This is a genomic window from bacterium (assembly GCA_035691305.1).
Lineage (GTDB): Bacteria > Sysuimicrobiota > Sysuimicrobiia > Sysuimicrobiales > Segetimicrobiaceae > DASSJF01.
Map to the genome: position 1 here is coordinate 1 of DASSJF010000013.1, position 11,321 is coordinate 11,321.

The window sequence follows — 11,321 nt, forward strand, 5'->3', positions numbered from 1 at the left end:
GTTGTCAAGGCGCATACGCGGAGGGGGACTCCGGCTCGGTGCGCCTAGCGGTACGGATCTCCGCGCAGGAAGATGTGGCGCCGGCCGTGGCTTTCGAAGCCTAGGCGCCGGTATACGGACGTGCCGGCCTGCGACGCGACCAACACGGCCGTGCGGTAGCCCGCGAGTCGGGCGTCCAGCAGCGCGGCATGGGTGACCGCGGTCCCGATCCCGCGGCGACGCATCGCCGGGACGGTGGCGATCTCGTCGAGGACGGCGGCCCGCTCGGCCGGAAACCACAACGCCGTCGCGACGGGAATCCCGCCTGCGCGCGCGAGGAAGTAGCGGAATCGGGACTGCTCAGGCGGCGCGCCGAGGGGAAGGCGGCGGTAGCGGACCATGCCGCGTTCCGGCACGCCGAAGCCGGCGCCGAACGCCCGCAGCCAGTCTTCGAGCCCGTCTAGGGTCCGCACCCGTTCGATCGTAACGTCGGGAGGGAGCGGCACGGTCTCGGGGATCCCCGCGAGATCCCCGGCCATGCCGAGATCGGAACCCCACTCCGCGAAGCCGTGGGCGGCCAGGCGCGCCGCGAGATCGGCGGGTCGGCTCGGCGGCATGATCCACCACCCCATCAGCCGGCCGCGCGCCTCAAATTCGGCCGTTACGGCCTCGATGGTCCGGTCCGCGTCGTGCTCGGCGAGGCGCGTGCGGATCACGCCGCTGTAAAAGGGCACCCGCGTCGCGGTCGAAACCCAGGTAAAGGACGGCCCCTCGCGGACCTCGCCGCCCCCCTGCCGCACGTAGGCCGCCGCGGCGGCGACGAGCGCCTCTTCGATCAGGTCGTCCATCGGGCCGGGCGCGGCGTTCCCGTTCAGCGGCGGGACCGATCGGACCCGTCCGCGGCGGCGGAGATGCGGCGGAGCGTACGGCGGCTCGGAACGATGCGCACCGTCCCCGACGCTTCGTCCACGCCGTCGAACGTGAGCAGCGCGACGTACTCATCAACGAGCTTCTCGCGGGGCTCGCCTGTCTCGATGAGCACGCCGATTCCGACGACCTCGGCGCGGCTTTCGCGCATCAGATCGTGAACGCCGCGGGCCGTGCCGCCGCCGCGCAGGAAGTCGTCGATGAACAGAGCGCGCGCCCCGGGCGGCACGGCCCGCAGGGGCAGCGTCATCTGCTGAACGGTCCGGGACGATCCAGAGACGTAGTTCACCGTGACCGACGCGCCTTCGGCGCCCTCTACCGCGCGGCCGCCCCGCCGGATCGTGACCAGCGGGACGTTGAACGCGCGCGCGGTCATGAGCGCGAGCGCAATGCCCTTGACCTCCATCGCCAGTACGACGTCGGGCCGGCGGTCCGCGAAGAACGTCGCGAACACGTCGCCGAGCCGAGAGGCCACGGAGGGCATCGAAAGCAGGTCGGTCATGTACAAGAAGCCGCCCGGCAGAATGCGGGACGGCTGGCGCAGGCGTGAGGCGAGATCCTCCGCCATTGCCGCGATCTGGGCCGGCGTGCACAACGGCGCGTACCGCACTCCGCCGGCGGCGCCCGCGAGCGTCTCGATCCGGCCCAACTCAAATTCCTCGCAGAGGGTGCGCAACGCGGAGAGATCTTCGCTGATCGTCGACTTCGCGGCGCCGAGCGCCTCCGTGAACGCGCTCAGCGGAAAGATCTTGTGCGGCTCCTGGAATAGGCGCTGCGCGATCAGCACCATGCGGTCGCCGCGGCGAAGCCGTCTCACGAGGTCCCCTGCCCGCTGCCGCCGACCGCGCGCGCCCGCGGCCCGCCCGTCCCCGCGACGGCCAGGCGCCGGCGTACAAAAGCCAGCATCTCCGGCGTATCAACGTCGAGGGCGACACCGGCATCGCGGCAGACGATCGCGCGCGCCCGCAGACCCGCCACCGTCTCCGCCCGGCGCTCAAGCGCCGCGATCCGGAGCCGCCCGGTCGCGAGCCCGAGCAGCGTGCCGATCCCCAACAGCCGCGCGAGTTCCCACGGACGCTTGCGCGCGAGCACCGCGCGCTCGATCACCGGCCGCGCGCGCGCGAACGCGCCGGGACGTAGCAGGACGAGACTGCCGCCGGTAAACTCGCCGTCCGCGACGCGCACGAAGGTCTTCCGCACGCCCGGGGCTGCGCGGGCCACGTCTTCGCGGGGGACGATCGCGTACGCGGCGTCCACGGACGCCCGCTGCGCCTCTCGCAGAAACGCCGCGACCGCCTCCGCCGTCAGCAGCGGTACGTCCGCCGCGGCGACCAGCACCGCCGCGACATCGCCCGGCGACGCGGCGCCGGGCGGCGAGTTGTGTTCGAGCGCGCAGAGCCCCGCGGCCAAGTTGTCCAAGATTCCGCCGGCCGCGGGGACCGCGAGCGTCGCGACCGCAGCAACCGCCGGCGGCATTGGATCGGGACCGACCACGGCCACGCGGCGAATCTGCGGAACGCCCCGCAGTGCCGCGAGGACGCGCTCAACCATGGTGGACTCACCGATGACGGCGAACGCCTTCGGGAGCGCGTCGCGCGTCAGGGTAGGATCCGCGGGGCCCCCCGCGAGCACAACCGCGTCAACGGCGGCGCGGCTTTCGACGCCGGTGTGCGCCGGCCCGTCCGGCCGGCCCGCGTCAGCCCGCAACCTCTACCGCTCTTCGGCGAAGGTCCGCGTCACGAAGACTTCGCAGCCGTCCTCTGCGGCGAGCGCTTCGCCGAGGGTCCGCGCGTCCGACTCCTTCGCCGCGAGCGCAAACAGCACGGGGCCGGTGCCGGACATGGATACGCCCAGCGGGTGCTGGGACGCCATCCGCTCGCGCAGCGTCCGAACGACCGGGTGATGGTTCTCGACGACCTCCGCGAAAACGTTGCAGAGCAGCCGCCCCACCTCAGCCGGATCCTCCGCGTCGAGCGCACGCACGACCGCGCGGGTATCGGGCCGGCGCCGCGGCATTTCGTGGTTGACCTCGCCGTACGCCCATTCGGTGGAAACCTGCAGCGGTGGACGGACCAGCACAACCCAGGTCGTCGGCAGCGGCCGGAGGAGCCTGATCCGCTCGCCGCGCCCTGTCGCGAGGGCCGCGCCGCCGGCGAGGAAGAACGGCACGTCCGAGCCGATCTGCGAGGCGAGGTCCATGAGCTGCCGCTCGCCGAGGCGGAGTTTCCACATCTGCGCAAGGCCGAGCAACGTCACCGCGGCGTCGCTCGATCCGCCGCCGAGTCCGGACGCGATCGGAATGCACTTCGTCAGCTCGACTTCGACGCCGCGCGGCACGTGGAACGTCTCTTTCAACAGCGCCGCCGCCTTGTGGACGATGTTGCGAGTATCCGCCGGCACGTCCGGGCTCTCGCAGCGCACGGCGATCCCTTCGCCGTTTTCGCGCAGCGTAATTGAATCGTGCAGTTCCACTGTGTGCAGCACAGTCTCGATGTCGTGATATCCGTCCGGCCGGTCGCCGAGGACGTCGAGCGTCAGGTTGATCTTGGCGTACGCGTTGAGGTGCAGTTCCTTCACCGCGGCAGCCTCCTTCGCATCACCTCAAGACGTCCATTAACACACAACCCGCGGCCCGCCACATGGCGGCTCCGCGGGTTGCTCCACGAACTGAACGTTCGTGGCCATCGGTGCTGTGCGTGCCCCTCGCATCCGTTACCCCTACAGGGACAGTCAGTCGTGTGGCCTACTTTCGCCCCTCTCATAACCGTTCCTTCCCCGAACGTTGACGTTCCTGCCGGGAAAACCGGGCGGCCCGGTCGCCGCCCTTGAAACGACGGGCCGTCCGCCCGTAGTATGGTAACCATGTCGCAGCCGCTTCAACCGCAGCCGTCTCAGTCGCCGTCCCCTCCGCCGGGACGGGCCGTTTGGCCCCGCGCCGTCTCAGCCGTGCTCCGCGGCCTGCTCGCCGCCTTCGCCGTTACGCTCGCGGCCGTCATTATCGTCGCGGCCCTGCGCGCACAAACGCCCGGCCGGACGTTCGCCTGGCCGTTTCGCCTGATCGGGCGCACGAACGTCCTCGTCATGGGACTCGACCGCACCGTGAGCGACCAGAACCCCAAGATCGTCTATCCGATCAGCCGCACGGACACGTTGATCGCGGTGAGCTTCGATCCGGAGCGCCGGCGGATTGAGGCGCTCAGCATCCCGAGAGACACCCGCGCGGCGATCCCCGGCCACGGCACGGACAAAATCAACGCCGCGTACGCCTACGGCAAGGAAGCGCTCGCGCGCCTCACCGTCGAGGATTTCAGCGGTGCCGCGTTCCCTTATTACGTCACGCTCCGCGAGCGCGGATACGTCCACCTGATCGATGCCGTGGGCGGCGTGACCGTTCGGATCGACAAGGACCTCAACTACGACGACAAATGGGCCGGCCTCCACATCCACCTCAAGAAAGGCAATCGCCGGCTCGGCGGGAAGGCCGCGATCGAATACGCGCGGTTCCGGCACGACGCGCTCGGCGACATCGGCCGGATCGCACGGCAGCAGCAGGTCCTCGACGCCCTGATTACGGAGCTGCGCCGTCCGCAGACCGTGTTCCACGCCGGCCGGATCCTGCGCGTCTTCCGCGAAGATATCGATACGAACTTGGCGCCCGAGCAGTTGATCGCGCTCGGATGGTTCGCTGCGCGGCTGCCCAAGAACGCCCTCGATCGGGAGACACTGCCGGGGCGCTTCGGCGTCTCCGACTGGCTGCCGAACGCCGCCGACGACCGCGCGGTGATCGCGCGAATGTTCTACGGGATCGATGCCGCCGATCTGGCGCAGACGACCGTCGAGGTCGTCGTCTCGGGCGCGGGCCGCGGGGCGGCCGGCGATGCGCTGGCCCGGCTCAACGCGCTCGGCGTGCAAATCTTGTCGGTGCGCTCCGCCCCGGAGACAGCGGCGAGCATGGTGATCCGTCACGGCGCCGATCCGGCGGCCGCGGCGGTGATCGCCGCGGCAACGCAAATTGACCGGGTGACCGCCGACGACGGTCCCGCGCCGGCCGCCGGACGAGGAAGCGCACCGGGCACCCCCGCCGCCCGCGCGGCGCAGGCCCGCGGCGCCGCCGGTGGTCCCGGGGTCACGCTGATCCTCGGCCGCGATTACGACGGCCGCGTCACGCCGGCCCTCACCCCGTAGCCGGACGTTCGGCCAGGGCTCGTGCCAGCGCCGCGAACGCTTCCAGGTCGAGCGTTTCGGCGCGCGCGCGCGGATCCACCCCGGCCGAGCGGCACGCCGCCTCGACCGCGGACGGGGTGAGGTCGAGGCCGCGCGCGAGGGCGTTCGCCAGCGTCTTGCGCCGGTGCCCGAAACCCGCCGCCACCACGCGGAACAGGAACGCCTCGTCGCCGGCCGCTACCGGCGATGAGGCGCGCGGCGCCATCACGAGCACCGCGGACTCGACGTCGGGCGCGGGCAGAAACGCACCCGCCGGTATCCGGGCGACGATGCGGGCGGCGGCGCGGTACTGCACCGCCACCGACAGCCGGCCGTAGGCCGGGCTTCCCGCGGGAGCGACGATGCGCTCGGCGACCTCGCGCTGCACGGTAACGACAAGACGGGCGAGCGCGAGCGCGGGTTCCAGAAGACGGAGGAGCAGCGGCGCCGCGATGTTGTAGGGAAGATTGGCCACCGCCTTACGGACGCCCGGGCCGGCGAAGAGCGCGGAAAGGTCCGCGCGAAGTGCGTCGCCCTCGAAGATTCGGACGTCGGGCAGGCCGGCGAGCCGCGTCCGCAATACCGCGGCGAGACGGCGGTCTACCTCGATCGCGGTGACGGTGCCGGCACGGGCCGCGAGCGCCTCGGTGAGGGTGCCGAGGCCCGGGCCGATCTCCAGTACCGAATCGGCGCGGGTCAGCTCGGCGGCGCGGACGATTGCCTCGAGCGCCCGGGCGCTGACCAGGAAATGCTGTCCCCAGCGCTTCGCCGGACGGATGCCGAATTGCCGCAGCAGCGCGCGTGTTCCGGCGGGCGTCGCCGCGGCCGCGCCCCCGCCGCCGGTTTCGTCCGGCGGCCGCCTAGTGGCGATCGATGATGTAGACCTTGACGGTGCGGCGGCCGAAGCTCATCGCCTCGTCGTAGCTGTTGAAGCAGAGGTCGATGCGCATGCCCTGGATCGCACCGCCGGTGTCGCCGGCGATCGCGTAGCCGTAGCCGTCGACGAAGAGGCGGCTCCCGAGCGGGATGACGGACGGATCGACCGCCACGACCCCGCGCTGCGCGAGCAGGCCGATCGCGGTTCGCGGTCCGATCGCGCCGCCGTAGTTGTTCGGTCCGGCGTAGTACGCCGTCGCCTCCATCATCATGTATTCGTGTCCGGCGAAGTCGCCGCGAGACGCGATCATCGCCCGCGTCCCGACCGCGACGACCTCGGTCACCGGGGACTTGAGGACGGTCCACTGATGGGGGACCATCGCGGCGGGCCGGTCGTTCGCATACAGCGCTTCCACGATCCGCTGATCGATCCCCGGACGGCCGGGCGTGCGGAGCGTGCGGTCGCCCCTGTAGAGTTGCGGATCCGCGACGGTCGTTGAGGTGTACGGGACGGGGCGTTGCTCAACCCAGGTTCGCCATGCGCGGCGTTCAACCGTGATCTGCATGCCGGGGTATACCGCCTCCGCCAGGCCCGGGTACACTCGGTCGAGCGGACCCAACGTCACGCTCAGGGCCTGCAGGGCTTCGTCCACCCTCCCGGCCGCGACTCGCACGGACGATTGCTCGTCTCCAAGCTTCAGCGTAAGCGGCACGGCCCGGACGACTTTGATATCGATACCCGGGTAGAGCAACGTGCCGGCGGCCGGCACCGTCCGGTCGCCCGGCCCCATCGGGGTCTGCGCCGATACCACGGCGTCTCCGACGGTTCTCGCATAAGACCGAAACGTCACTTCGTGCCCGTCGGCGGTGACGTGGACCGTGCGTCCGAACGGTAGGCCCCACGTGTCGACGGCTAGATGCAGTGGGTACAGAAGGCTAACCACCAAACCCGCCAGGACGGCGTGGCGGACACTACCGCCGCGGGGGGACCGCGTCGGCAGCGTCAGCAAGTGTGGCTGCATGTCTCCCCCTCTCCACGGACTCGCGCCCCAGCCGCGAGCGCCTACGCGCCCGCGGTCTCGTTCATGAAAAATGGATAAGTTCTAATCCTTGCCCTCGGGCCAGGCGTCGAGTCCTGCTGCGATGTGGGGAGGGTGCGCTGGAACCGAAATCTATAGACTCCAGTCTACGGCGGGACTATAACATATAGACTGGAATCAATGCAAACCGTACAATACGAAAGATTTACGGCGAAATCTTAACACTCAGACGGAAACTCAACAAACTCCACGAGCAGCCCGTGAAGCGAGGCGGGGTGAACAAAGGCCACCCGAGTACCGTGGGCCCCGTCCCGCAGAGCCGGACCGGCCATGCGCAAGCCGGCCGCCGTCGCACGGGCGATGGCCGCCCCGACATCGGGAACCCGCAGGGCCAAGTGATGCATCCCCTCGCCCCGGGCGTTGAGGAATCGCCGAAGCGGTCCCTGCCCCGACAGCGGCTCCAGCAGCTCGATCTCCGCCTGCCCAAGCTGAATGAAAGCGACGGCCCCGTCTTCGCCGGCGACCGAGGTACGGCTCCGCTCGAGGAGGCCCAGGGCGGCAAGTGGAACCGCCGTCTGGGCGTCGAGATCCCGTACGATGATGGCGAGATGCTCGAGGCGGGGGACCGGGGTCATACGACGGCCGACGGCTGATAGGTCCCGAAACACTCGCGGAGCGTCGCGCAAATCTCACCGACGGTGGCGTAGGCGCGCACGCACTCGAAAATCACGGGCAGCAGGTTGTCGCGGCCGCGCGCCGTCCGGGCCAGCGCGGCGAGCACGGTCTGCACGCGGGCGCCGTCCCGCTCGGCCCGCACGCGCCGCAGCCGGGCGCGCTGCCCCTCGACGACGGACGGATCGACGTGCAGGAGCGGCGGAATGCGCTCGTGCTCGGTCTGGAACCGGTTCACGCCGACAATGATCCGGCGTCCGGCCTCGACGTCGCGCTGCTCACCATAGGCCGCCTCCCCGATCTCCCGCTGCACGAAGCCCTGCTCGATCGCCGGCAGCATTCCGCCCAGCTGCTCGATCCTGGCAAGGTAGCCCTCGGCGCGGCGCTCGATTTCGGCCGTGAGGGCCTCCACGTAGTACGAGCCGCCGAACGGGTCCACCGTGGCGCCGGCGCCGGTCTCGTGCGCGATGATCTGCTGCGTCCGCAGCGCGAGCAGGGCCGCCTCATCGGTCGGAAGCGCGAGCGCTTCGTCCCGCGCGTTGGTGTGCAGTGACTGCGTGCCGCCGAGGACCGCGGCCAGCGCCTGAATGGCCACGCGGACGACGTTGTTGTCGGGCTGCTGCGCCGTGAGCGCGACGCCCGCCGTCTGCGTATGAAACCGAAGCATCCACGACCGAGGGTCGAGGGCGCCGAACCGGTGCCGGATCGTCCGCGCCCACAACCGCCGCGCCGCGCGGAACTTGGCGATCTCTTCGAAGAAGTCCATCTGCGCGTCGAAGAAGAACGCGAGGCGCGGGGCGATGCGGTCGACATCCATCCCGGCGGCCTGCGCGGCGCGCAGGTACGCGATCGCATTACCGACGGTGAACGCGACCTCCTGCACGGCGGTTGCGCCCGCTTCGCGAATGTGGTAGCCGCTGATGCTGATCGGATTCCACCGCGGCAACCGCTCCGCGCAGTACGCGAACGTATCCGTCACGAGCCGCATCGACGGCACCGGCGGATAGATGTAGGTCCCCCGGGCGATGTACTCCTTGAGGATGTCGTTCTGCGTCGTGCCGTCGATGCGGTCGGCCGGCACGCCCTGCCGCTCCGCGACGGCCTGATACATGCAGAGCAGGATCGCCGCGGTCGCGTTGATCGTCATCGAGGTACTCACGCGGTCGAGCGGGATGCCCGCCAGCAGCGCCTCCATGTCGGCGAGCGAGTCAATCGCGACGCCTACCTTGCCGACCTCCGCCTCCGCCAGCGGATGGTCGGAATCGTAGCCCATCTGCGTCGGCAGATCGAACGCGATCGACAGCCCGGTTTGACCCTGCTCGAGGAGGTACCGGAAGCGGCGGTTGGACTCTTCCGCGGTGGCATAGCCGGCATACTGGCGCATCGTCCACAGCCGGCCCCGGTACATCGTGGAATAGATGCCGCGCGTGAACGGGTACTCGCCGGGCTCGCCGAGGTCGCGCCCCGGGTCGACACCGGCGGCGGCGGCTGTGTAGACGCGCGCGACCGGGATGCCCGAGGCCGTCCGGCGGGAGTCGCCGCGCTCCTCCGGCACGGCCGCCCTACTCGACCGTCACCAGCAGGTCGTTGCCCGCGACATCCCGGCCTGGGGCGACGTGGACCTCGCGGACGACCCCGGCGTGCGGCGCCCGGATTTCCATCTGCATCTTCATCGCCTCCATTATAACGAGGGGTTGTCCCGCCGCGACTTCGGCGCCGGGCTGCGCGTGAATGGCCACGACCAACCCGGGCATCGGCGCGCGGACCAGGCCCACGGACCCGACCGCGACATGCGCGCCGCCCCGCGTGCGGGACGAGCGGCCTGTCTCCGCGGCGACCGCGACGCCGTCGAGCAGCAGGTGGACTTCCCGGACGCCGTCTCCCGTTGCGCCGTCGCGCGGCCCGGGGGCGCCGCCGCGCCAGTTCGCCGCGATGATCGTGTGAGATCGGCCGTCGAGCAGCAGCGAGTAGTATCCGGGAACGATCTCGGCAAGGTCGGCGCGGCGTGCCGGCCCGGAGGCCCCCCCGGCTCGGGTAACCGTCACGCGCAGGCCGCCCGGCGCATCGTCGATCGCCGCCTCGAACGCCTCGCCGACGATCCGGAGGTAATACGTCTTCACGTCAGTCCGTCGCGCCGGGCGGCCTGCGCCCAGGCGCCCCCGTCGGCCGACACCGGCGGTGGGACCGTCCGACCCGCGCGATCCGCGAGGACGGCCGCGGCCTCCACGATACCCTCGGGCGGCGTCCGGTCGCGGCGCTCCCACTCCGTCTCGACGAAGCGCATCGTGTAGCTCCCGCCGCGGACGGCGGGATGGGCGAGCGCCCAGCGCAAGAACGGCACGGTCGTCGGCACACCGGTGATGACGGTCTCCCGCAACGCCTGCGCGAGGCGCGCGATCGCGTCCGCCCGCGTCTCGCCCCACGCGATCACCTTCGCGAGGATCGGATCGTAGAATCGCGTGACCTCCATCCCCGGCGCCAGCGCGCCGTCGACGCGGACCCAGGGGCCGCCGGGCAGCAGGACCTGCCCGACGCGGCCTACCCACGGCACGAAGCCTGCGTCCGGGTCCTCCGCGGAGATTCGCGCCTCGACGGCGTGGCCGCGCGCGGCGACGTCCCGCTGTTCGAATGGGAGCGCCGCCCCGCCCGCGAGCGCCAACTGGAGGCGCGCGAGGTCGTATCCGGTCACCATCTCTGTGACCGGATGCTCGACCTGGAGCCGCGCGTTGATCTCCAGGAAATAGAACCCCCGGCCGCCCACGACGAACTCGACCGTGCCGGCGTTCACATAGCCGACGGCGCGGGCAGCCGTGACCGCCGCGCGGCCCATCGCCTCCCGGAGCGGCGCGTCGAGGGCCGGGGACGGCGATTCTTCGATCACCTTCTGATGGCGCCGCTGGATCGAGCAGTCGCGCTCGCCGAGGTGAACGAGCGATCCCGCCACGTCGGCGATGATCTGCACCTCGACGTGCCGCGCGTGCTCCAGCCACTTCTCGACGTAGAGGCGGTCGTCGCCGAACGCGCCGCGGGCCTCCCCGCGCGCCAGCCGGACCGCGGCCGCCAGGTCCCCGGCCGCGCGGACAAGGTGAATGCCCTTCCCGCCGCCCCCGGCCGCGGCTTTGAGGAGAACGGGAAACCCGATGCCGCCCGCTTCCCTGGCGAGCCCGGCGTCGTCGAGGGGATCGGTACCGGGGAGGATCGGGACGCCGGCGGCCCGGGCCGCCCGCCGGGTCTCGGCCTTGTCCCCGCAGCGGGCTAGCGTCGCGGCGGGCGGCCCGACGAACACCACCCCCGCCTCGGCGCAGGCCTCCGCGAGGGCGGGATTTTCGGCAAGAAAACCGTACCCGGGGTGCACCGCGTCCGCGCCCGACGCGCGCGCCGCATCCATGATCGCGCCGACCGACAGGTACGACTCCGCCGCCGGCGCCGGTCCGATGCGGCAGGCTTCGTCGGCGGCCGACACATGCGGCGCCGCGCGGTCCGCGTCGCTGTAGACGGCGACGGGGACGACACCGGCGGCGCGGCACGCGCGAATTACGCGGAGTGCGATCTCTCCACGATTCGCGACGAGCAGTTTGCGGATGGGACGCCTGTCCACCCGCACGCCTTCGCGGACGGCGGCGG

Annotated in this window: 11 protein-coding genes; 1 reads left to right on the top strand and 10 read right to left on the bottom strand. The window is 71.1% G+C overall.

Features of this window, described 5'->3' with window-relative positions:
• Positions 1-44: 44 nt before the first annotated feature.
• Genes VFL28_02245 through ispE form a run of 4 tightly spaced genes read right to left on the bottom strand, consistent with a single transcriptional unit; the run spans position 45 to position 3,483 of the window.
• Positions 45-827, bottom strand: coding sequence for a GNAT family N-acetyltransferase (locus VFL28_02245; GenBank protein HET7263461.1), 783 nt, complete (start codon positions 825-827; stop codon positions 45-47).
• A gap of 23 nt (positions 828-850) precedes the next feature.
• Positions 851-1,723, bottom strand: a complete 873-nt coding sequence (gene purR / locus VFL28_02250; GenBank protein ID HET7263462.1) for a pur operon repressor — start codon at positions 1,721-1,723, stop codon at positions 851-853.
• Positions 1,720-2,613, bottom strand: coding sequence for an NTP transferase domain-containing protein (locus tag VFL28_02255; GenBank protein HET7263463.1), 894 nt, complete (start codon positions 2,611-2,613; stop codon positions 1,720-1,722). Before VFL28_02255 ends, purR begins: the two co-directional genes overlap by 4 nt.
• A 3-nt stretch (positions 2,614-2,616) precedes the next feature.
• Complete coding sequence (gene ispE, locus VFL28_02260; GenBank protein HET7263464.1) at positions 2,617-3,483, bottom strand: 4-(cytidine 5'-diphospho)-2-C-methyl-D-erythritol kinase; 867 nt, start codon at positions 3,481-3,483, stop codon at positions 2,617-2,619.
• Positions 3,484-3,852: 369 nt separating this feature from the next.
• On the opposite strand from ispE, the gene VFL28_02265 reads away from it, so the two are divergent.
• A complete protein-coding gene (locus tag VFL28_02265) occupies positions 3,853-5,091 on the top strand; it encodes an LCP family protein (GenBank protein HET7263465.1) in 1,239 nt (412 codons plus the stop codon).
• Here VFL28_02265 and rsmA read toward each other — a convergent pair.
• The 6 genes from rsmA to VFL28_02295 form a co-directional block, all read right to left on the bottom strand.
• A complete protein-coding gene (gene rsmA / locus VFL28_02270) occupies positions 5,081-5,980 on the bottom strand; it encodes a 16S rRNA (adenine(1518)-N(6)/adenine(1519)-N(6))-dimethyltransferase RsmA (protein HET7263466.1) in 900 nt (299 codons plus the stop codon). The two genes, VFL28_02265 and rsmA, sit on opposite strands and share 11 nt — an antisense overlap.
• Positions 5,970-6,929, bottom strand: a complete 960-nt coding sequence (locus tag VFL28_02275; GenBank protein ID HET7263467.1) for a 3D domain-containing protein — start codon at positions 6,927-6,929, stop codon at positions 5,970-5,972. The genes rsmA and VFL28_02275 overlap by 11 nt, the downstream gene beginning before the upstream one ends.
• A gap of 314 nt (positions 6,930-7,243) precedes the next feature.
• Positions 7,244-7,660 (bottom strand): VOC family protein, encoded by a 417-nt coding sequence (locus tag VFL28_02280; GenBank protein ID HET7263468.1) that lies wholly within the window; start codon positions 7,658-7,660, stop codon positions 7,244-7,246.
• Complete coding sequence (locus VFL28_02285) at positions 7,657-9,252, bottom strand: methylmalonyl-CoA mutase family protein (protein ID HET7263469.1); 1,596 nt, start codon at positions 9,250-9,252, stop codon at positions 7,657-7,659. Before VFL28_02285 ends, VFL28_02280 begins: the two co-directional genes overlap by 4 nt.
• Before the next feature lie 7 nt (positions 9,253-9,259).
• Positions 9,260-9,817 (bottom strand): biotin/lipoyl-containing protein, encoded by a 558-nt coding sequence (locus VFL28_02290; protein HET7263470.1) that lies wholly within the window; start codon positions 9,815-9,817, stop codon positions 9,260-9,262.
• The gene (locus tag VFL28_02295) at positions 9,814-11,295 is read right to left on the bottom strand and encodes a biotin carboxylase N-terminal domain-containing protein (GenBank protein ID HET7263471.1); all 1,482 of its coding nucleotides are present in this window, start codon (positions 11,293-11,295) and stop codon (positions 9,814-9,816) included. The genes VFL28_02290 and VFL28_02295 overlap by 4 nt, the downstream gene beginning before the upstream one ends.
• Positions 11,296-11,321 lie beyond the last annotated feature (26 nt).

Bases quoted from the DNA above. Each gene is read 5' to 3' on its own strand.
- VFL28_02245 (HET7263461.1), bottom strand. From the start codon at position 827: ATGGACGACCTGATCGAAGAGGCGCTCGTCGCCGCCGCGGCGGCCTAC.
- VFL28_02280 (HET7263468.1), bottom strand. From the start codon at position 7,660: ATGACCCCGGTCCCCCGCCTCGAGCATCTCGCCATCATCGTACGGGAT.